The sequence below is a fragment of the Leyella stercorea genome, from assembly GCF_021531355.1.
Lineage (GTDB): Bacteria > Bacteroidota > Bacteroidia > Bacteroidales > Bacteroidaceae > Prevotella.
The window spans coordinates 1-23,062 of sequence record NZ_JADYTS010000049.1; the positions used below are offsets into that span (position 1 = coordinate 1).

Consider the following 23,062-nt stretch of genomic DNA (forward strand, 5'->3'; position numbering starts at 1 on the left):
CCCCACAAAGCCCTACCCCCGACCCCTTCCCCGTAGGGAGGGGAGTAAATACCGTTGTCTCCTGCGCTTTATTGTTGTCAAACATCATAGGCTACTACACCTTATTGTCGAATGTAGCCGTAGGATGAGGGTGTGTAAAAAGTGAATTATACGAGCTAACGCCATAACCTCCTATATACGCAATAGCGGAGGCTACGGCAAGAATGCCATAACCTCCGCTACATACCACTCCCCTCCCTACGGGGGAGGGGCAGGGGGTGGGGCTTTTTATTTAATATCTTCGGGCAGCACTGGCATTGCACCGTTCTGGGTGCAAACGTATGCGCTTACGTGTACGGCGCGCTTGTGAGCATCGGCAACGCTCATACCAGCGAGGATAGAAGCGCAGAAGGTGCCGGTGAACGAGTCGCCTGCGCCTACCGTGTCAGCCACTTCAACCTTGGGTGTGGGCTGGAACGACATAGAGCCAGGTGTGAATACGTAGCTGCCGTTGGTGCCGCAGGTGAGCACGAGCATGTCGAGGTCGTACTTGCCGAGTATGAGCCAGCACTTGTTCTCGATGTCGAGACCTGGATAGCCGAACATTCTGCCGATGAGAACCAATTCCTCGTCGTTGATCTTAAGCACGTTGCAACGCTTCATGCTCTCGCAGATAATCTCCTTGGTATAGAAGTTCTGGCGCAGGTTGATGTCGAAAATCTTCATGCAGTCCTTCGGTGTAGCGTCGAGGAACTTATAGATGGACTCACGGCTCACTACGTTGCGCTGAGCCAACGAGCCCCAGCATACGGCGCGTGCGTTCTCGGCAATAGCCTTAACTTCGTCGGTGAATGGGATATTGTCCCATGCTACGTTCTCCTTAATATCATATGTGGGTATGCCTTCTTCGTCGAGTGTCACCTGAACGGTGCCAGTTGGATAGGGCACACGCGGCATGCAATACTGCAACTTCTTCTCTTCGAGCTGCTGTATTGTCTCCTCTGCGAGCTTGTCCTCGCCAAGAGCACTGACAGCGATGGAGTTGAGTCCGAACTGTCCTGCATGGAATGCGAAGTTTGCAGGAGCACCACCAAGTTTCTTTCCCTCAGGAAGCACATCCCAGAGTGCCTCACCAAGACCTACTACGTATTTTGTATTCATAATGATAATAATAATAGCCCAAGCCCTATCTACAACCTCTCAACACATGTGAGGATAGTGATGTGCGACAATGGGTGTCGGTTTTTGGTTTGTTTTATATTAATGTATTTAGTAAATTAAACATCTTCAGCATTGCTGCTGTGGCCTTATTGAGCCTCTTTAAGCCTTACTATGCCTTTTTAAGCCCTCTTGAAAACCTTGCCAAGTCCTAATCCCGCTTCTCAATCTTCAAGTCATTCTACTCCCCTCCCTACGGGGGAGGGGCAGGGGGTGGGGCTTTTTACTGCTTAACCTTAGGAATATAAGAGAGCAAATAAACTACTCCTACTGCCATTACTGCGGCAGCCCAAATCTGCGGATACTGTGCTCCGGCAGCCTTGGCAGCATCGCTTGCAAATCCCATGAAGAGCGGGAATACTGTGCCACCGAAGAGGCCCATGATCATCAATCCAGATACCTCGTTCTTCTTCTCGGGAGCCGAGAGCATAGCCTGCGAGAACACGATTGAGAAGACGTTAGAGTTGCCGTAGCCTACGAGGGCGATAGCAGCCCAAAGCTCCCATTTCTCTGTGCCGAACACAAATCCTACCATCGACAGCGCCATCATAAGCACGATGATGGTGAAGAAGGTGCGGATGTTGAGCTTGCGCATAAGTATCGAGCCTGTGAAACAGCCGAGTGTACGGAATGCGAAGTATACGGATGTGGCATATTCAAACTGGCTGAGCGTGTCGCCAGCACCGCCAAGACGTTCCAGAAGAATCTTAGGAGCTACGGCGTTGGTGCCAACGTCGATGCCCACATGGCACATGATGCCGATGAACGAGAGCAGGATGATGGGCGAACCGAGCATCTTCAGGCAGTCGACAAAGCCTGAAGCCTTGCCTTCAATTGGCTCTTCCTCAATGCTGGTCATGCCGAGCCACAGAGTGGCAATCATACCCACTACGAAGAAAAGGAGGAACAGTATGCGCCAGCTGAGTCCGAAGATAGGAGCCGTTGTCGTAGCGCCCCATGCTGCGATGAGCGGAGCGATGAACGAGGCGATGGCCTTAACGAACTGTCCGAAGGTGAGTGTCGAAGCCAGGTGGCCCTTGACGAGCATTGTCACCAGCGGGTTGATTGATGTCTGCATGATTGCGTTGCCTATGCCGAGGAGCGAGAACGAGATGTACATCAGCCAGAGCTGGCTCTCCTTGGTAGGCATGAAGCTATCGAAGAGTGGCAGGAACACTGCCAGAGTTGTAATGATGATAGACAGCAGCACGGTCTTCTTGCGTCCGATCTTGTTCATCAGCATGCCCGTGGGCACTGAGAAGATAAGGAACCAGAAGAACACGAGCGAGGGAAAGAAGTTGGCTGCCGAATCAGACAGTCCGAAGTCTTCCTGCATATTGTTCGACACTGCGCCGACGAGGTCGACAAATCCCATTGTGAAGAATGCTATCATCACCGGGATGAGCGTAAGTTTGCTTGAGTTTGAGTTGCTCATTTTGAGTATAAACTTTTTAGTTATTAGCTGATTGTTTTAAAAATCTCTGCTGCAAAGTTATCGTTTATGCAGCAGAGATACTATAAATTATGTTACATCCGATTGCAAAAATGTATCATACAACATTTCTGCAATATTTGATACATTACTTCAAATTATACACCACATATTTGCCCTTGCCCTTGACTATAATCTTGTTGTAAGGCTTGGTGGGGAATACGAGGTTGGTCATTGCCATGCGGCCCTCGGCATCGAATGCCTCAATGCTGCTCTTGTCGATGAAGAGTCGTAGGTGAGTCATCTTGCCATGTACGGGGGCTGTTGTAACGGCAGCGAAGTCGTCGCTGAAGTCCTTGAGTCCGCTCTTGGTGCAATCCATTGTGAATGTGCGAATCTTGTCGTCGTAAGTCATAACTACCTGCTCGCCCTTGTCGTTGTAGAGTGTGATGGTGGCATTGCCCTTGAGTGTAACTACTACTTCGCACGATTCGCTCAGAGTCTTAGTAGACTTCTTCGGACGTGCTGCTGTAAGCTCAGGCGACGGAGTTACGCCGCAATATGTATTGCCTTCGTATTCGTAGAGGTCGAGGTCGCGCGGAATTGAGTTGCACGAGCGATACTGCTTGGTTGGTACCTGGTTGGCATACTGCCAGTTGCTCATCCATGCTATTGCCACGTGGCGTCCGTTGGGAGCGTTGTCGAAGGTTACTGTGGCATAGTGGTCTTTGCCGTAGTCCATCCATCGTGTCACCTCGGGTGCTGTCTCGCATGTGAATTTCTTACCGTCGAAGTCGCCTACGAAGTACTGTGTGGCTGAACCACCGAACGGACCGCCAGGGTTGATGTTGCAAATGAGCATCCACTTGTACTTGTCAGTGCCGCGTACACGCAACTTCATAAGGTCCGGACATTCCCAAACGCCGCTGTGATTGCCGTATTCCGCACCGAACTGGCTTTCGAGCTTCCACGCCTTGAGGTCGTCAGACGAATAGATGTTCATGTGCTGACCCTCTGCGAGAATCATGTTCCATTTCTTGATGTCCTCGTTCCAGAACATGTGCGGGTCGCGGAAGTCGGGCGTATTGCTTGTAATTATGGGGTTGCCTTCATACTTTGTGAATGTCTTGCCATTGTCTGTGCTGTATGCCAGGCTCTGTGTCTGGTTTTCGCCAGCCGACGTATACATAGCCACCACTGTTCCGTTGCCGAATCCGGCAGTGTTGTTGTGGTCCACAACAGCCGAACCTGAGAATATCGTACCCCATACGTCTGGCTCTACAGCCTCTCCCTGGAATTCCCAATGCAGGAGGTCTTTGGATGTTGAGTGACCCCAGGTCATGTTCTCCCATTGCGATCCGTATGGATTATACTGATAATAGAGATTCCATACGCCGTCCTTATAGAACATGCCGTTAGGATCGTTCATCCATCCGTATGCCGGAGTATGATGATAGACGGGACGATACTGCTCTGTATTTGTCATGTCGTATGAGTCGGCATACTTCATGTTCTTCCAGCAAGTGAAGCTCGAAACACCACCATCGTTACGATAGGTGCCATTGACATGAATGTCGAGAGAGATGTTCTTGCTGTTCTTGTACTCGCTGATGTAGAGCGGCACATAATAGTCGATGTGGTTGGAAGCGAGACGGATGTTGAATGCCTTCACCTGACTGTTGCCATCAATCACCTTGACATTGCACATCTCTGCCTTCTCCTGCACCGGCAGAAGAAGCACTTTCTGTGAGTTGTCTACACGGTAGATGCAGTGGTTGTTGCTAAGGAAATTAGCCTGTTGTGCCGAGGCAGCCATTGCAAGCCCCAATACAAACGATGTTGCCGCAGTACGGCTGAATAAATTCTTGTTCATATTAATATAGGTTTTTAAATTATCCAAAAAGTTTGAACTGTAGGTGTTTGGTTTCTGTCGCAAAATTACATTTTATATTATAATTGGTATATGACTTATGTTTCCAAAACTTGTAAGAATTGGCAGATGAAACAATTTTTCATTTAAATGTCTAAATTGTTGGTTGTTTATTATCAATAAATTATTTAATTTTGCTATTGGAAACCCTATAAACCTATCTTTTTATGAAAACCAAAACTTATCATACATTATTAATACTGTTAGCAACGCTAACACTCGCCACCAGCTGCACTATCAATTATAAATATAAAATAGGTGTGTCACAATGTGTGGGTGGACGCTGGCGCGAGAAAGCCAACATTGAGATGCTATCGGCACAGCATCTCTATGACACCGACGTTAAGGTGATTATAAAGAATGCCGACAATAGCAACGAACGCCAATGCCGGCAGATTGATAGCCTCGTTGATGAGGGTGTCGACCTGCTCGTGGTTTCGCCTAATGACTTTCATGTTCTGAATGGCAGTCTGCAACGTGCTCGCGACAAAAACATCCCCATTGTCTTCTACGACCGTATCACAGCCATGACCGACTATACCGCTTATATAGGTGGCGACAATGTTGAGGCTGGACGCAAGATGGCGGAATATGCAGCAATGCTGTGTCGTGACAGCGTGAAGACGGAAGGTCGACGACCAATTGTATTGGAAATGAGTGGACCATCAGATATGTCCCCAGCTGTACAACGACATTCTGGTTTTAGCGAAACAATGAAACAATATCCATCCATTGAGTATCATCATGTGCCAGGTCAATGGTCATACGACGACTGTAAACGTATAATGCAACGATGGTTGAAGGATGGCAAAAATGTAGATGTTGTATTCTGCCACAGTGATTTTGTTGTTTTTGGTGCTTATGAGGCAGCCAAAGAATTTCACAAGGAGCACGACATCCGTTTTCTTGGTATTGACGGGCTACCTGGTGAAGGCATAGACGCTATTCAAAACGGACAGCTCGCAGCTTCATATATCTACCCTACCCATGGCGAGGAGGTGATAGCTCTTGCCGTGCGCATTCTTGAGGGCAAACCATTTGAACGTGTTAACAACCTGAAGAGCTTTGTTATAACACCGCAAAATGTAGCTGACATTTCGCTGAGTAGCAACTCGCTAATGAAGCAAAACCAATATCTTGCTACGATACAATCTAAACTTGAGACTTATCTGGGCTTCTATCACATACAACGTGCTCTGCTCATTGTGTCAATGCTCGTCATCTTGCTATTGGCTGTGGCTGTTTTCACCACATGGCGTGCCGTGCGTGCTACACGCCGTGCCAACCGTCGTATGCGCGAACTGAACGACGAACAGACCCGATTCTTCACCAATGCGTCACATCAGTTGCGCACTCCGCTTACGCTTATAGCTGGTCCCGTCAGCCAACTGGCTGCTGGCAAAGGCGATTCGCAGCAACTTATTGACATCATTAAGCGCAACGTGGAGCAACTACAACGCCTTGTGAGCGACGTGCTACTGTTCCGCCGGGAGAATCGCGCTACCATCGACGACTCCACCGCTACAACCGACGAGCAACTCATTGCAAGCCAAAAGTCGGTGCAGGAGAGTCGTCACGACACTCTGATTAACGACAATGCCGACGAACTCGCCACCGTGCTTATCGTTGACGACAATACCGACATGCGTGCCTATCTGCGCACACTCTTGCTCGATCGCTATTATGTGATAGAGGCAGCCGACGGCCAGAGCGGACTGAAACTTGCCGTGGAGAGTGTGCCCGACATTGTGGTGTCGGATGTGATGATGCCAGTAATGGACGGACTTACTTTCTGCTCACGACTAAAGCAACATGAGGCGACAAGCCATATTCCGGTGCTGTTGCTCACTGCCCGCAGCAGCGAACAGCAGTATATTGAGGGTATGCAGACCGGTGCCGACATGTATATGACCAAACCGTTCAGTGCCGACCTGCTTGTTGCAAACATAGCATCACTTCTTGCCAATCGCCAGAAGCTTCGCCAACTGTTCAATGCTCAAAATTCGCAATCAGAGCAGCCATCAACTCAACATTCAACACTCAACACTCAACACTCTCCTTCTCCCGACCGACGATTCCTCGATACATTCCTCAAGGCAATGGAGAAGCATATGTCGAACACCAATCTCAAGATTGAAGACCTTGGCGACGAAGTTGGACTGTCGCGCGTGCAGCTATACCGTAAGGTGAAAGCCCTTACGGGCATGACTCCCGTTGAAATACTGCGCGAGACACGACTCAAACGAGCCATGCAACTGCTCAAGACCACCGACAAGACAGTATCCGAAATTGCCAACGAAGTAGGATTTGCCACTCCAGGCTATTTTTCGTCATGTTTTAAAAAACAATATGACAAGTATCCAACGGATGTAAGAGAGGAAATGAAGGTTTAGTTTACATAACTAAATAAAATAATTGGCACAACAGAACAAAAAACTCAACATTTTTGACTATCCCGTCAACGATTGTTGCATGTAACATGAGTGATATTTTGTGAACGATTCATGAAATGTCACTTATTTTTTATCCTATAACTTTGCAACCGTTAAAAGACGCAAACTTAAACCAAAAACAAAAAACGTATATCTTATGAAAAAAGCAAAAGTAGCTTTAGTAAGTATGCTCATGCTCGCCGGATCTGGCGTATACGCACAGACCAACGGCATTGGCGGAACGGTGACCGACAACACTGGTGAACCTATCATCGGTGCTTCGGTGAAGGTGAAAGGAGCCAACAACATGGGCACTGTTACCGACATTGACGGTAACTTCAAACTCAATGTAAAACCCGGCGAAACCCTTATCATCTCTTATATAGGATGTAAGGACCAGGAAGTAAAGGCTGGCGAAAATCTCAAAATTGTACTTCAAGACAACTCAGAGGTATTGGGCGAGGTCGTTGTGACTGGTTATCAAGTGCAGCGCAAGGCCGACCTGACTGGTTCGGTGTCGGTAGTGAGCGCCAAAGACCTCAAATCGTCTGCCGATACCGACCCTATGCGCTCTTTGCAAGGCAAGGTGCCAGGCATGACTATCACTACCGACGGCTCGCCTATTGGCACGGGTACGGTTCGTATACGTGGTATTGGTTCGTTCAACTCATCACAAGATCCACTCTTCGTTATTGACGGTGTGCCTACAACAACAGCCCTCAATTCGCTCAACATGAACGACATCGAGAGTATGCAGGTGCTCAAGGATGCGGCTTCGGCATCTATATATGGTTCGCGTGCTGCCAATGGTGTCATCATCATCACCACTAAGCGTGGCAAGAAGGGTAGCAAGCTGAACGTTGATTTCTCAACAAATCTTACGGCTCAGTTCTACAACTCGCAGTCTATGATGAAGCTCTGCAACACATCTGAGTATGCCACAGCAATGGCTCAGGCTGCCCTCAACGACGGCATCGACCCTGTGGCTTATGCCCGTAACTATGGTCTCGACTTCAATGCATCCAGCGGACGCACTATCAAGGCATACGACCCAGCCACCAATAGCTACAAGACATACACCGTCAATGGTGCATACGATGGCTACATCAATGCCAAGAAGACGATGAGACTGTCCGATACTGACTGGCTCGACGAGATATCACGCACTGGATTCATGCAGAGCTACGACCTTTCTCTTTCTGGAGCTACTGATAAGTTCACGGGTCTCTTCTCTGCTGGATACAAGAAGAACGACGGTATATTGAAGTATTCAAACTTCGAGAACTTCTCAGCCCGATTCAACTCTACATACAATGTCAACAAGATAGTAAGTGTTGGCGAGAATGCTACAGTCACTTATTCAAAGCAGGTGGACTGCGCACCAATGGAGAATGCGCTAAAGATGTCGCCTACAGTTCCTGTATATGAAGAGGACGGCACCACATTTGGCGGACCAGTAGGTGGCATGAGCGACCGTCAGAACCCTCTGCGCGAAATGTATATGAACCGCGACAACGCCCTAAAGATATGGCGTATCTTTGGCAATGCCTATGTTGACGTGAAACCACTGAAGGGACTTGTGCTCCGTTCTAACTTTGGTCTTGACTACTATCACTCGTTCATTCACTCAATGAACCACACATTCAAGTCGGACATCGTCAACAATGACATTCCAAGCACAACGCTCTCTGCCCACGACGACGTTCGCTGGACATGGAGTAACACTGCCAACTACAACTTCAAGATAGCACGCGACCACGACTTTACGGTGCTCGCTGGTATGGAGTTGCACAAGCAGACTGTAGAGGATATGGGATCTTACGCACAGACATTCGTAATTGAAGACAAGGACTATATGTGGCCAGATGCCGCAACAGGTATTGAGAGAGCAACAGGTATTGGTTCTGGATACACATTGGCATCATTCTTCGGAAAGGTTGACTACAACTGGCAAGACCTCGTTCTCGCATCATTCACCATACGTCGTGACGGTAGCTCACGTTTTGGCAAGAACAACCGTTATGGTAACTTCCCCGCTGCTACACTTGGCTATCGTCTTTCGAAGAACCTCAAGGCATCATGGATAGACGATCTTAAGATTCGTGCATCATGGGGTAAGACTGGTAACCAGGAGATTTCGAACACAGCCCGCTACGGACTCTATGTCGCTGACTACGGTTTAGACCGTGTAACATCTACCGCTTACGACCTTTATCGTCAAAGCACTGGCATCTTCCCATCTGGATTCCGCGCTACACAGACTGGCAACGACAACCTGAAGTGGGAGACTACAATACAGTATAACGTAGGTGCCGACTTCTCACTATTCAACCAGGAACTCTATGGAGCTGTCGACGCATATATCAAGGATGTCAAGGACATGCTCATCTCGCCGGCTTTCCTTGGCGCAGTGGGTGAGGGCGGCTCAACCTGGTCGAATGGTCCGTCGCTCCGCAACGTGGGTATGGAGGCAAACGTAGGCTATCGCCACACCACAAAGTACGGTCTGCGTTACGACGTATCTGCCAATTTCGACTTCTTCCGCAACAAGGTTACATACCTACCTTCTACAACCACCGGCTCGTATGCACACACAATGAAGGAGAACCTTGTGCAGTCAAAGCAGCCTTATGGCTCTATCGTGGGCTACGTGGTTGAAGGACTATATCAGAGCAAAGAGGAAGCGAAGGCTTCCGGACAGCCTAACGCACGTGTGGGCGGACTCAAATATGCCGACCTCGACGACAGCGGCACTATCGATGCCAACGACCAGACTTGGATTTTCAATCCGGTACCCGACTTCAACTGGGGTCTGAACGTACAGCTCGGCTACAAGAACTTCGACCTTTCGATGTTCTTCCAGGGAGTCTGCGGTGTGGATGTATATAACAACCAGAAATTCCAGACCGACTTCTGGAGCATCACCGATGCCGGAAGCAACAAGGGCAACCGCATGCTTGGAGCATGGACCAAAGACAATACATCGTCTTCTATCCCTGCTCTTACCACAAACAATACTGGCGACGAGGGACGTGCATCGTCATACTTCGTAGAGCATGGCAACTGGATGAAGCTGCGCACGCTTCAGATTGGCTACAACTTCGCTGACTCGCTCTTGAAGAAACTGCACATGACATCGGCTCGTGTATATGTTTCAGGTCAGAATCTATTCACATTAAAGAGCAACAGCTTCACCATCTCCGACCCTGAGAACCCCAACTGGGCTTATCCTCACTCTTCGTCAGTGTCGTTCGGACTGCAGGTTAGCTTCTAATATAAGTTGGAGACATATATATAATTGGTGTATATAACAAGAAATCCAAACAATTTAAAGAATACAAACAATGAAAAATCTATATAAATACATATTCGCAGCGATGCTGACACTTACCACAGCAACATCATGCAGCGACTTCCTCGATGAGTCACCGAAGGGTGTCATCGATGAGGACAAGGCTTTCAGCCGACCCGATGAAATGGTGACTTCAGCATACGCCATGCTCGGCGACTGCTGGTATTCTTATCCGTTCAACCTCTGGCCCTATGGCGACTTGTCGTCAGACGATTGCTTGAAGGGCGGTTCGGGTACCACCGACACTGGCTATCATCCCATGGAGATATGGTCTACAATGACTTCCACGCCAGGCGAATTTGACGAACTCTGGTATCGCCTTTATTGTGCTGTGAGCCGTTGCAACCGCGCATTGCTCTCGCTTGAGCAGTATGGCAACACCAAACTGGGCGAAGAGACATGCAAGCAGCGCATAGCTGAAGTGAAGTTCCTCCGCGCACACTTCTACTTCAAGCTCATCACCATGTTCCGCCAGGTGCCTTGGATAGACGAGAACGTCACTAAGAACAAACTTCAGGAGCAGACTCGCAACGACGAGTTTACATACGAGCAGCTGTTCGATAAGATTATAGCCGACTTTAAGGAGGCCTACGACGTGCTGCCAGAAGTACAGAAAGACAAGAACCGCGCCAACAAGATCGCTGCTGCATCGTATCTCGCCAAGTGCTATCTCACCCTCGCATACGGCGACGGCTACGAGGCCACCAACGGCTACGACCATATCAATAAGGAATATATGCAGAAGGTGGTGGAATATACTAATGTGGTGAAGAACTCGCCCAACTATGGCTATCTTGAAGACTATGGCGACATCTTCCTTCCCGAAGAGAAGAACAGCAAGGAGAGCATCTTCGCCGTACAGACATCTGACTACAAGAACGACAACACAACATTCGGTCGTGCCAACTGGAGCAATGTGCTTAATGGTGTATGGGGTATGTGGTCATGCGGATGGGATTTCCACAAACCGTCACAGGACCTTGTGAGTGCATTCAAGACAAAGAATGGTCTGCCTGAATTTGATGACTACAACAAGACCATCGACTATCCGGTTAACGGCAAGCCGAATGCTCAGAAGTGGGATCCACGCCTCTTCCATACCGTGGGCATGCCGACATTCCCATACAAGTATGAAGAAGAATACACCCTCACTAAGGCTAATAGCCGCACACCTAACACTTACGGCTACTACTGCTCGATGAAGGAAGTGCCGCAGCGCTCTAAGGGCGAGACCTACAACGGATCATGGCAGGCTTTCGCAATGAACGACTACGTGTTCCGCTACACCGACGTGATGCTTATGCGTGCTGAGGCTCTCATCGAAACTGACAACCTCGCCGAGGCTCGCTCTATCATCAACGACATCCGCCAGCGTGCCAAGAACTCAGTAGACAAGCACATCGCATACGCAGAGAATCAGTGCGACATAGCACTCTACCCCGAGTCTTACTTCCAGAACAAGGAGACTGCACGTAAGTGTCTGCGCTGGGAGCGCCGACTGGAACTCGCTATGGAGAACGGACGCTACTTCGACCTACGCCGTTGGGGCATTGCTTCCAAGACGCTCAATGCTTACTTCGCCAATGAGCAGAAGGATGTGTACGACGGACAGACCTACGCCACATATCTGAAGGATGCCCACTACACAGCTGGCAAGAACGAGTTCTATCCGATACCATACAACCAGCTCTACTATGTGCCGGGATTGTACAAACAGAACAAGAACTACTAAATAATCGCTAAGGGTTTTAGTTGTAATTATAATATATAGAAATAAAAAAGTAGCGGAGGTCACTGTGAAGTGAACCTCCGCTACTTTTTTATACTGCGGTTTACAGTCCGAGCTTGTAAACCTTCATGTTCTTCACCTCAGCCTTGCCACCCTCGGTGATATCTTTTTCCTCCACAAATTGTGTATGACGATGAAGAAAACGAAAATTATGCAGCATTGATAATAAGAAAAGACAACCCTAACTTTATGGAATTGGTGTCAGAATTTACCGATACGATAAATCTACTTAATGGGAAACCAGACTAAATAGTCAACAAAAACAACATATAACAACAAGAACAACATTATTTTGTTTTGTATTGCGCTCAATTTGCACTATCTTTGCATATAATATAGCATAACATAAAAAAGATTTAAACAGATAACAACATGCAAGAAACAAGACAAAATCGTATAGCACGACTCCTGCAGAAGGAGCTGAGCCTTATATTCCAGTCGCAGACACGTGCCATGCACGGCATTATGGTGAGCGTGACACGCTGCCGTGTGTCGCCCGACCTCAGCATCTGCACAGCCTATCTCAGCATTTTCCCTTCGGAAAAAGCCGAGGAACTTATCAAGAACGTTACAGCCAACGAGAAGACAATACGCTACGAACTGGGCACTCGCGTACGCAACCAGCTGCGCATCATCCCCGAACTCAGATTCTTCATCGACGACTCGCTCGACTACATCGAACGCATTGACGAACTGCTGAAAAAATGAATTTCCCGTTCTTTATAGCACGACGCTATGTCTTCTCGAAGAAGTCGACTAACGCCATTAACGTCATTTCAGCCATTTCGGTGGTAGGCGTGGCTGTGGGCACCATGGCACTGGTGATTGTGCTGAGCGTGTTCAACGGATTCCACGACCTCGTGGCGTCGTTCTTCACCAACTTCGACCCACAGATTGAACTTGTGCCGACACAAGGCAAGACGGCTCCTGCCGACGACCCATTGCTCGACCAGATACGCAAGATGCCCGAAGTGGGTGTACACACCGACGTGCTTGAGGACCAGGGTCTGGCTGTATATGGCGACCGTCAGCAGATGGTGACCGTCATGGGAGTGGACGACAACTTCACCCAACTCACCAATATTGGCGACATCCTGTATGGCGACGGTGAGTTCTCATTGCAGGCAGCCAATCTGTTCTATGCCATTCCGGGCATCCGACTGGCGCAGGACATGGGACTGGGCGCACGCTTCGAGGGCTATCTGAAGCTGTACGCTCCTGTACGTCGCGGACAGATTACCGAGCTTGCCGACCCATCTGAAGGCTTTGTGGTCGACTCGCTCATATCGCCGGGCGTCGTATTTGCCGTCAACCAAGCCAAATACGACCGCGACCGTGTGATATGCTCCATAGGCTTCGCACGCCGACTGTTCGACCAGGACGGCATGCTCTCGTCGCTACAGATACGACTGAAGCCGGGCAGCGACCTCGGGGCTGTGAAGAAACAGATGCGCGAGATAGTAGGCTCGAAGTATAGGGTGCTCGACCGTTTCGAACAGCAGTCGGACACGTTCAACATCATGCAGATTGAGAAGGTGCTGGCATACGTATTCCTGACGTTCATACTTATGGTGGCATGCTTCAACATCATATCGTCGCTCTCAATGCTCATCATCGACAAGAAGGCCGACGCTGCCACTCTGCGCAACCTCGGTGCTACCGACAAGCAGATACGCAGCATATTCCTCTTCGAAGGACGCATCATATCAGCCATCGGTGCCGTCGTGGGCATATTGCTCGGACTGCTGCTCTGCTGGCTGCAGCAAGAGTTCGGATTGGTACACATGGGCGACTCGGCTGGCTCGTTCGTAGTCAACGCCTACCCAGTGAGCGTCCATTACGACGACGTGGCGATAGTGTTTGTCACGGTGCTGCTCATAGGTTGGGCTGCAGCGTGGATTCCTACACGCAAGCTTAAAGTTTAAAACAAAAAAAAACGGGGCAGCTCTACAGCTGTCCCGCTTCTACTTGACGCACAATGCGCTCGGTATATTTATCGACGCCTTCTGCGTCATATTTTTTTGTCAGCGACGCACCGAACAACGAGGCGAACGCCTGATAGAAACCAGCCCTAATAGGACCGAGAAACGCCTGTATCAGTTGATACGACGACGAATTGCACTCGCGGTACACCAGTTTTATCAACAACTTGCCCTGCGAATACGTCAGCTTCTTCATGCGCGGTGTATACTCCTTGCGTATACTCTTCTCCACACGTTGCATGTGTTCGTCCTTAGCCTTCTTGTTGGGCAGTGTCTGCAGAAACTCGTAGGTCTCAATGATTATCGAGTTCACCTCCTTGGCTATAGGCAACACCTTCTTGATGTTTGCCACAAGACGGTTGTAAGCCTGCCGCTGACGCTCGTCAGTGAACACGGGTTGCGGATAGACATACAGCGTGTTCAGTTCGACATACTGTATGCTGTCGCCATCGTGCAGCACCTTGCCCACCTTAACCATAGGCACCAGGGTAGGCGTATTCAAATCCACCTCGCGATCCTCGGGGTTGACACGGCGGCTGCCGTTGTTCTGCGCACGTGCTGACATGGCGCAGAACGCAAGCAACACGACCAACAATATTATGTTGCGATTGCTTCTCTTCATTTTTTCCTATTACTTTTCCGAATACAATATCTGCACCATTGTCTGTCCTACAGCCTTGAGTGTGGCGCGGTCGATGTGCTCCATAGTGTCGTTGATGGTGTGCCATGTGGGGCCGAACGAGCTCTGCTGGCAGTCGGGATAGAACGGTATGATGTCGATGCAGGCTATTCCAGCCTTCTCGTTGACGGGCACGTGGTCGTCGGTTATCATGCCGCCTTCCTGCATGGGGAAGTACGAGCCGTAGCCTATCTGCGACGCTGTGCGCCACACCTTATTTACAATCTCTGAAGCATACTGCTTCGACACAGACTCCTGATAGAATCGTGCTCCCTCGCCGCCTACCATGTCGAGCAGCACACCGTATCGTGCCTCATAGCCCTGGGGCTGATGTTCTGCCCAATACTGAGCGCCGAGTGCCCATGAGTCTTGCGAGTCGGGGGCTGAGGACCACTGCGGCACGCCGTAGTCTTCGGCATCGAAGCACACGAAGTCGACACCTACGTTGAGTGTAGAGTCGTTGCTTATGACGCGCGCCAGCTCCAACATCACTGCCACACCGCTCGCTCCGTCGTTGGCACCCATAACGGGCTTGCGCCAATTGGTTGAGTCGGGGTCGTTGTCAGCCCACGGACGGCAATCCCAATGGGCGCACAGCAATATGCGTGTGGTCTGTTCGGGGCGGAAGCGTGCCCATATATTGCGCGAACGGAGCATAGTGCCGTCCCAAGCCTTGAGCTCGGCATCCTGCGTCTCCACCTTCATTCCGTAGCCTGCAAACTGCTTCATTATCCATTCGCCACACTTGTCGTGTGCCTCAGTGTTCATCAAGCGCGGACCGAAGCTGCACTGCTTGGCACAGAAGGCATAAGCCGAGTCGGCATTGAATGTCGGACCTACAAGAGCAACGGTGTCAGGCTCAGTAGCCGACTTGCGCGAACTCTTGCACGACATGCACGAGCATGCCATTGCCACCACAAGAAATGCGAATAATATAGAGAATATCGATTTCATAATTAAAATTCAAAAACTCAAAAATTGAAGAACTCAAAATTCCAAATTGAATAATTCCTAATTCCAAATTGAATAATTCCAAATCGGCGAAGCCGACCAATTCAAAACTCAAAACTCAAAATTCCTAATTCTTCTTCGCTTCATACGCCAAGGCGTACATACGTATCTGCTTCACCATAGCCAGCAATCCGTTGGAACGTGTCGGCGACAGATGGTCTTTGAGTCCGATGCGGTCGATGAAGTAGAGGTCGGCATCGAGAATCTCGCGCGGAGTGTGTCCGCTTATAACCTGAATAAGCAGGGCGATGATTCCCTTCACGATGAGGGCGTCGCTGTCGGCAGTGAACACCAGACGACCGTCGTCGGTCATGTCGCACTGCACCCACACACGGCTCTGACAACCGTCTATAAGGTTCTGTTCGGTTTTATACTTAGCGTCGAGCGGCTCCAGTTCGCCACCCAGGTCAATCAGCAACTGGTATTTGTCCATCCAGTCGGTGAAGTCTTGAAACTGCTCAATGACTTCGTCTTGTATTTCGTTTATGCTCATTTTTTCTTATTCAACCACAACAATCTTAAACAATTTATCACTCGGGCGAATCTTGCCCGGCACACGGAACGACACGTGCTGTCCCTTCTGTGCAGTCTGTACGGGATTGAGGTCGTAGCGTATTTCGTCCACATCGACATACATCACGCCAGTAGTAGGACCCGTGATGAGCAGCTTGTCGCCCACGCTGAACTCAGCAGCTTCGCATGTGAACTCAGCAACACCAAGCTTAGAGAAGTACTTCACGCCACGACCAACATACACCTTCTTCTCCGTAGCGTTCGAACCATAGTTGCTGTTCCACTCGCCCAGAGTCTGACCCTGATAGTAGCCGTCCCAGAATCCGCGGTTGAACACAGTGGCAAGGCGCTTGTCCCATTCGTCCTTCTTCTCCTCGGTGAAGTCGCCATCGAGCACAGCCTGAATCGCCTCCTTGTAGCAGCGCACCACATTATATACATATTCAGCACCACGTGCACGACCCTCAATCTTGAACACACGCACACCCGAACGCATCATGCGGTCGATGAAGCGGATGGTCTTAAGGTCCTTAGGCGACATGATGTACTTGTTGTCCACCTCAAGCTGAGTGCCCGTCTCGTTGTCGGTGACGGTGTACGAGCGGCGGCATATCTGCATGCACTCGCCACGGTTGGCAGAGCGTCCGGTGTTCATAAGGCTCATATAGCACTTTCCGCTCACAGCCATACACAAAGCTCCATGGCAGAACATCTCAATGCGCACCAACTCACCGTTGGGTCCGCAAATGTGCTGCTTCTCAATCTGCTCGAAGATATAAGCCACCTGGTCCATGTTCAGCTCACGCGCCAGCACCACCACGTCGGCAAACTGGGCGTAGAACTTCAGAGCCTCAGCATTGCTGATGTTGAGCTGAGTAGACAGATGCACCTCCTGACCAATCTCACGACAGTATGACATTACAGCCACGTCCGACGCAATGACAGCCGAAATCTGAGCCTTCTTGGCAGCATCGATTATCTGGTGCATCAGCTCCACATCCTCATCGTAGATGATGGTGTTGACGGTCAGATAGCTCTTCATGCCGTGCTCGGCACAGATAGCAGCAATGTCGTGCAGATCGTCTATGGTGAAATGGTTGGCAGAGTGTGAACGCATGTTCAACTGCTCCACACCGAAATAGATACTGTCGGCACCAGCCTGTATGGCTGCCATAAGACTCTCACGTGAGCCTACGGGCGCCATTATCTCGTAGTCTTTTATTGTTGTATTATCCATATTGGTGCAAAATTACTGATTTATAATTGTAAAACCACAAAAAATAAATAGAAAATAGCTATCTTTAATATTTACAATGTTTTGCACATTGTGAGTTTTTATGTAAATTTGCTACGTTAAACTAATCAACTATACATAAATAGACCAAGAACAAGAATTATGAAAATCAAAAGCTTAATCGTACTTTTGGCAATATGCCTCTCTGCCTGCACCGGAAGCAAGTATGCCGGTGTGCCTAATCAGTATCAGGAATTGATCAGCCAGACCATGCAGACGGCGGGCAGCAATGCCAAAGAACTGAAGAAAGCATTGAAGCAGGCTCCTACCACACAGAGGGAGGCTATGGCTTTCCTTATCGCTTATATGCCCGAAAGGGATGCCAAGGCTCTGACTGCCAATTTCCTGTTGGAGAATGTGGATTATGCATATAAGGCACGAGCTGAGTTCCCCTGGGCTAAAGAGGTGCCCAACGACATCTTCCTCAACGACGTGGTGGCTTATGTCAATCTGAACGAGAAGCGCGAAAACTGGCGCAAGGATTTCTATGAACGCTTCAAGAAATACGTAGCCAACTGCAAGACAATGCGCGAAGCTATCGACTCTGTCAACAAGAATGTACGCGACGAACTGCTGGTCGACTATAACACTAAGCGTGAGAAACCCGACCAGGCTCCTTACGAGTCGATGCGTCAGCACATGGCTTCATGTTCGGGTCTGTCGATATTGCTCACCGATGCGTTCCGTGCTGTGGGCATCCCCTCACGTGTGGCTGGCACTCCGGCGTGGTACGACGACCGTGGCAACCACAACTGGAACGAAGTGTGGATTGACGGCAAATGGCGATTCACTGAGTATTATCCTTCGGAAGACTTGGACAAGTCGTGGTTCCTGACCGATGCCGGCAAGGCCATCAAGGAAGACCTGCGCAAGGCTATATACGCAGCGTCGTTCAAGCCTACGGGGTCTTACTTCCCCTTGGTATGGGATAAGGACATCCGTTATGTACATGCCGAGAACGTTACCGACCGCTATACAAGCCTTTACAGAGCGCAGCTATCAGCCACTCCTGCCGATGAGCATCACGTCGACCTGAGAGTGATGGTGTTCAAGGACAAGGATCATGCCGAGAATTCGGGCGACCGTGTAGCCACCAATCTGGACGTATTCAAGGGCGAAGAGAAATTGTTCGGCGGTCGCAGCACAGGCGCTACGCAAGACATGAACGACGTACTCACATTCAAGGTTGAGAAGAACCAGTCGTACACAGTAAAGTTCATGAACGGCAAGGGCGAACTTGAAAGCCAAAGCGTAGAAGTGGGCGACCAAACCACAACCTTGAAATTGTATATGAAGTAAAAAAAATATTTATTCAACTATAAATACTATCTTTATGGAAAAAACATTGATTTTATTAAAGCCGTGTACAGTACAGCGCCGCCTCATCGGCGAAGTTATCAACCGCATTGAGCGCAAGGGTCTGCGCATCGTTGGCTTGAAGATGATGCAGCTCGACGACGCTATCCTCAACGAGCACTATGCCCACCTCGTTGACCGTCCCTTCTTCCCGTGGCTCACAGCCTCGATGAAGTCGGCTCCCGTCATCGCCATGTGTGTTGAGGGCAACAGCGCCGTTACCGTAGTGCGCAACATCGTAGGTGCCACCAACGGACGCAAGGCAGCTCCCGGCACTATCCGTGGCGACCTCTCAATGAGCGGTCAGGAGAACATCATCCACGCTTCAGACTCTATCGAGACAGCCGAAATCGAGATGAAGCGCTTCTTCCGCGAAGGCGAGATATTCGAATATCCCGACCCATTGCACGACTACTTCTACGCTCCCGACGGAGATTAGGGAGCGGAGCTCCCCAATTGAGGTTATGCCCAAAATTCATGAGTAATTCATGGTAATTCGTGACTATTAAAAAAGAAAGGTCATGAATGTCCACGAATTACTCATTTTTTTTAGTTACAAACATTCATGGTAATTCATGCTGATTCGTGACTGAAAAGTTTATTATAAGGCAGTTTATCACGCATTGAAAACTTGTTATTTGGGTAAAAAAGTGTATCTTTGCACAAAAGTCCCTTGGAAAAGTGACACAAACACACAAAAAGTCCCTTGAAAAAGTGGCACGAATAAGCAAAAAGTCCCTTGGAAAAGTGACACATACAAAAGTAAATCACTCCTAAACAACTGATAGTCATGCTTAAACGTAAGATTGAAGAAGAACTCATTGCGTGGAAGAACGATTCTAATCGCAAGCCTCTCGTAATAAAAGGCTGCCGACAATGTGGCAAAACATTCATAGTACAGAAGTTTGCAGAAGAGAATTATGCAAATGTTGTATACCTCAACTTTATGCAAGACTCTGATTATGCTCTTGCCTTTGAAGGGTCAAAAAGGGTTGACGACATTGTCATGAATCTATCAGCCATGATACCACAAAGTCAGTTTGTAGCCAACGAAACATGTATAATAATAGACGAGATACAAGAATGTCCTGCTGCACGTACCGCCTTGAAATTCTTCAAGATGGACGGTCGCTACGACATTATTGCCACAGGATCATTGCTTGGAGTAAAAGGATATGGCGAAAGACGAAACAGTAGTGGCAACAAAAGTTCAAAAACGTCAATCCCCGTTGGCTACGAAACCATTATTGATATGTATCCTCTTGACTTTGAAGAGTTTCTTTGGGCAAATGGGATAAGCGAAGCTATAATTGGCAAACTAACAGAATGCCTTGACAGCATTCAGCCCGTACCCGAAGCTATTCATCAGAAAATGCGTCAACTCATACTGCAATACACCGTTGTAGGTGGTATGCCATCTGTAGTAAACACATTTGTCAATACCCACAACATGGGCAGAGTTCTTGCCGAACAACGAGGAATAGTTGCTGAATATGAAGAAGATATGGTGAAGTATGCCTCTGATACTGACAAACCACGCATACGCGAATGTTTTGAATCAATACCACGTCAACTGAGCAAGGAATACAAGAAATTTCAGTACTCTACTATCCGCAAAGGTGCTAAAGCTTCACAATATACTGGCAGCATACAATGGATTGAGGATGCAGGAATTATAACCCGATGTCGAAATCTCACTATTACCGAACTACCACTCAACGGAAATGCCATCGACGACTGTTTTAAGATATATATGGCAGACACAGGATTGTTTGTATCTATGCTTGACGATGGTACGCAGTTTGATATTATGCAAGGCAACCTGCATGCCTACAAGGGAGCCATATTCGAGAATCTTGTGGCTGATATCTTCACCAAAATGAAACGCCGATTGTACTATTTCCGTAAGGATTCGGGATTGGAGGTAGACTTTGTCACAAGATACAAAGGCGAATGCGTACTTGTGGAAGTGAAGGCTAAAGACGGAAACATCAAAAGCTCAAAGACTATACTCTCACACCCCGAGAAATACCACGTCAACCATGCCATTAAACTTGGCGACCTTAACGTAGGCAGCAGCGGACAATTCCTTACGCTACCTCTATATATGACATTCTTGCTACGACAATTATAAAACGTAAAAAGGCAATAGACCGGTTTCCTTGATTGGAACCGGTCTTTTTTTTGCTATTATAGCATAAAAGTCTTACCTTTGCATAAAATATACGCATAAAAACAATAATAAATACAACTATGAGCAAAGTTATCATCAACAGCTATCATGAGTTTGCCGCGTTGCTCGGCAAGAACATCGGAGTATCCGACTATGTAGAACTTTCGCAGGAGCGCATCAACATGTTTGCCGATGCCACACTCGACCATCAGTGGATTCACGTTGACACCGAGCGTGCCGCAGTAGAAAGCCCGTTCAAGTCGACCATCGCTCACGGCTATCTCACACTCTCTATGCTGCCCTATCTGTGGAACCAGATTATCGAGGTGAAGAACCTCAAGATGATGGTCAACTACGGTATGGACAAGATGAAGTTCGGTCAGGCTGTCAAGTCGGGCGAGCACGTACGCCTTGTTGCCGACCTCTACTCTATCGAGAACCTGCGCGGCATTGCCAAGGTACAGATCAAGTTTGCCATCGAAATTCAGGAGTCGCCCAAGAAGGCTCTCACCGGCATCGCAACATTCCTCTACTACTTCGAGTAAGTGCCTTCTACAATCCAATCGAGAAAGGTACTAAATGAAGATAGGTAATATAGAGTTCGGGCCACGCCCGCTGTTTCTTGCACCGATGGAGGACGTCACCGACATAGGCTTCCGCCATCTGTGCAAGCGCTTCGGCGCATCAATGGTATACACCGAGTTTGTCAGTGCCGAGGCACTGGTGCGCTCGGTCAACGCCACTCTGCGCAAACTGCACATCAGCGACGAGGAGCGACCCGTAGGCATTCAGATATACGGACGCGACGTGGAGTCGATGGTTGAGGCGGCTCGCATCGTCGAAGAGGTGCACCCCGACGTCATCGACATCAACTTCGGCTGCCCCGTGAAGAAGGTGGCAGGCAAAGGAGCCGGCGCCGGAATGCTGCAAAACATACCGCTGCTGCTCGACATTACACGCAACGTGGTGAAGACAGTCAACACGCCCGTCACCGTGAAGACGCGTCTGGGATGGAACTCCGACAATCTGGTCATCACCGACCTGGCTGAAGCACTGCAAGACTGCGGCATCCAGGCTCTGACCATACACGGACGCACACGGGCACAGATGTACACGGGCGATGCCGACTGGACGCTGATAGGCGAGGTGAAGCGCAACCCGCGCATACACATCCCCATCATCGGCAACGGCGACATCTGCACTCCCGAGCAGGCACGCGACGCCTTCGACCGCTATGGCGTTGATGCCGTGATGGTAGGACGCGCCACCTTCGGCCGCCCATGGATATTCAAGGAGATGCGCGACCTGCTCGACGGCCGTCCCGAAGACACGTCGCTCACCTTCGACCGCAAGCTCGACATCTTGCTCGAACAGCTGCGCATCAACGTTGAGCGCATCGACGAGTACCGCGGCATTCTGCACACACGCCGCCATATTGCTGCCTCGCCCATATTCAAGGGCATCCCCGACTTCCGCCAGACCCGCATAGCTATGCTGCGAGCCACAACGGTAGAGGAACTGACTGGAATAATGGAAGAAGTAAGAGAGAAGCTGAATGCTCACTAATTAATCACAAACATTCATGGATAATTCATGACTATTCGTGACTATACATGATAATTCGTGACTATAAAGAAAGTTGTGTGCTGATGCAAATATCGTACAGGCAGTAAAAAAGTGTTACAAACGAAAAATTGATTCTGGAGATTTCAAACGCAGATTTTATCGGTTTTTGAAGGGTCAGAAACACTCCTACTCGCCATTAGTAGCTTCTTTGCATTGCAAAAGGGCTACATTTTAAGAGTAAATGTACTACAGTTGCAGTGCAAAACGACTACAGTTGGAAGGTAAAAGAGGGTGTGTCATAATTGACTATGGTCATTTATGGTGCACCCTCCTTTTGTATATCGTTTAGCGAGAGC

The 23,062-nt window shown here is 49.0% G+C and carries 17 protein-coding genes; 10 read left to right on the forward strand and 7 right to left on the reverse strand.

The genetic code is table 11. The annotated features are described in order from the left end of the window. Positions 1–267: 267 nt before the first annotated feature. The 3 genes from I6E38_RS10450 to I6E38_RS10460 form a co-directional block, all read right to left on the reverse strand. The gene (locus I6E38_RS10450; protein ID WP_235393943.1) at positions 268–1,140 is read right to left on the reverse strand and encodes a carbohydrate kinase family protein; all 873 of its coding nucleotides are present in this window, start codon (positions 1,138–1,140) and stop codon (positions 268–270) included. Between the two features lie 280 nt (positions 1,141–1,420). Further along, positions 1,421–2,632, reverse strand: coding sequence for an MFS transporter (locus I6E38_RS10455; RefSeq protein WP_235393944.1), 1,212 nt, complete (start codon positions 2,630–2,632; stop codon positions 1,421–1,423). Between the two features lie 145 nt (positions 2,633–2,777). Continuing rightward, the gene (locus tag I6E38_RS10460) at positions 2,778–4,502 is read right to left on the reverse strand and encodes a glycoside hydrolase family 32 protein (protein ID WP_235393945.1); all 1,725 of its coding nucleotides are present in this window, start codon (positions 4,500–4,502) and stop codon (positions 2,778–2,780) included. A 224-nt stretch (positions 4,503–4,726) separates the two neighbouring features. Between I6E38_RS10460 and I6E38_RS10465 the strand changes: the two genes are divergently transcribed. The 5 genes from I6E38_RS10465 (at position 4,727) to I6E38_RS10485 (ending at position 14,057) form a co-directional block, all read left to right on the forward strand. Continuing rightward, positions 4,727–6,952: a hybrid sensor histidine kinase/response regulator transcription factor gene (locus I6E38_RS10465; protein WP_235393946.1), complete on the forward strand. Its 2,226-nt coding sequence runs from the start codon at positions 4,727–4,729 to the stop codon at positions 6,950–6,952. 196 nt (positions 6,953–7,148) lie between these two features. Continuing rightward, positions 7,149–10,265: a SusC/RagA family TonB-linked outer membrane protein gene (locus I6E38_RS10470; RefSeq protein WP_235393947.1), complete on the forward strand. Its 3,117-nt coding sequence runs from the start codon at positions 7,149–7,151 to the stop codon at positions 10,263–10,265. Between the two features lie 70 nt (positions 10,266–10,335). Further along, complete coding sequence (locus tag I6E38_RS10475; protein WP_235393948.1) at positions 10,336–12,075, forward strand: RagB/SusD family nutrient uptake outer membrane protein; 1,740 nt, start codon at positions 10,336–10,338, stop codon at positions 12,073–12,075. Positions 12,076–12,504: 429 nt separating this feature from the next. After that, positions 12,505–12,840, forward strand: a complete 336-nt coding sequence (gene rbfA, locus I6E38_RS10480) for a 30S ribosome-binding factor RbfA (protein ID WP_235393949.1) — start codon at positions 12,505–12,507, stop codon at positions 12,838–12,840. Continuing rightward, positions 12,837–14,057, forward strand: coding sequence for an FtsX-like permease family protein (locus tag I6E38_RS10485; RefSeq protein ID WP_235393950.1), 1,221 nt, complete (start codon positions 12,837–12,839; stop codon positions 14,055–14,057). Before rbfA ends, I6E38_RS10485 begins: the two co-directional genes overlap by 4 nt. Before the next feature lie 22 nt (positions 14,058–14,079). Here the strand turns inward: I6E38_RS10485 and I6E38_RS10490 are convergent, their stop codons facing one another. From I6E38_RS10490 to I6E38_RS10505, 4 genes are all read right to left on the reverse strand, one after another. Next, the gene (locus I6E38_RS10490; RefSeq protein ID WP_235393958.1) at positions 14,080–14,679 is read right to left on the reverse strand and encodes a DUF4294 domain-containing protein; all 600 of its coding nucleotides are present in this window, start codon (positions 14,677–14,679) and stop codon (positions 14,080–14,082) included. Positions 14,680–14,745: 66 nt separating this feature from the next. Next, positions 14,746–15,747 (reverse strand): M28 family peptidase, encoded by a 1,002-nt coding sequence (locus tag I6E38_RS10495; RefSeq protein WP_407936656.1) that lies wholly within the window; start codon positions 15,745–15,747, stop codon positions 14,746–14,748. Positions 15,748–15,871: 124 nt separating this feature from the next. Further along, positions 15,872–16,297 carry a SufE family protein gene (locus I6E38_RS10500; protein ID WP_235393951.1) on the reverse strand — a complete coding sequence of 142 codons (426 nt, stop codon included), beginning with the start codon at positions 16,295–16,297 and terminating at the stop codon, positions 15,872–15,874. Positions 16,298–16,303: 6 nt separating this feature from the next. Continuing rightward, positions 16,304–17,554: a peptidase U32 family protein gene (locus tag I6E38_RS10505; RefSeq protein WP_235393952.1), complete on the reverse strand. Its 1,251-nt coding sequence runs from the start codon at positions 17,552–17,554 to the stop codon at positions 16,304–16,306. Between the two features lie 159 nt (positions 17,555–17,713). Between I6E38_RS10505 and I6E38_RS10510 the strand changes: the two genes are divergently transcribed. The 5 genes from I6E38_RS10510 to dusB all read left to right on the forward strand — a co-directional run bounded on the left by I6E38_RS10510 (position 17,714) and on the right by dusB (position 22,706). Then, on the forward strand, positions 17,714–18,910 hold the full coding sequence (locus I6E38_RS10510; RefSeq protein ID WP_235393953.1) for a transglutaminase-like domain-containing protein: 1,197 nt from the start codon (positions 17,714–17,716) through the stop codon (positions 18,908–18,910). 34 nt (positions 18,911–18,944) lie between these two features. Continuing rightward, the gene (gene ndk / locus I6E38_RS10515) at positions 18,945–19,406 is read left to right on the forward strand and encodes a nucleoside-diphosphate kinase (protein WP_235393954.1); all 462 of its coding nucleotides are present in this window, start codon (positions 18,945–18,947) and stop codon (positions 19,404–19,406) included. 351 nt (positions 19,407–19,757) lie between these two features. Then, positions 19,758–21,101, forward strand: coding sequence for an ATP-binding protein (locus I6E38_RS10520; protein WP_235393955.1), 1,344 nt, complete (start codon positions 19,758–19,760; stop codon positions 21,099–21,101). Between the two features lie 119 nt (positions 21,102–21,220). After that, entirely contained in the window at positions 21,221–21,685 is a 465-nt protein-coding gene (locus I6E38_RS10525; RefSeq protein WP_235393956.1) for a MaoC family dehydratase, read from the forward strand. 34 nt (positions 21,686–21,719) lie between these two features. After that, positions 21,720–22,706, forward strand: a complete 987-nt coding sequence (dusB, locus tag I6E38_RS10530; RefSeq protein ID WP_235393957.1) for a tRNA dihydrouridine synthase DusB — start codon at positions 21,720–21,722, stop codon at positions 22,704–22,706. The last annotated feature ends 356 nt before the right edge of the window (positions 22,707–23,062 follow it).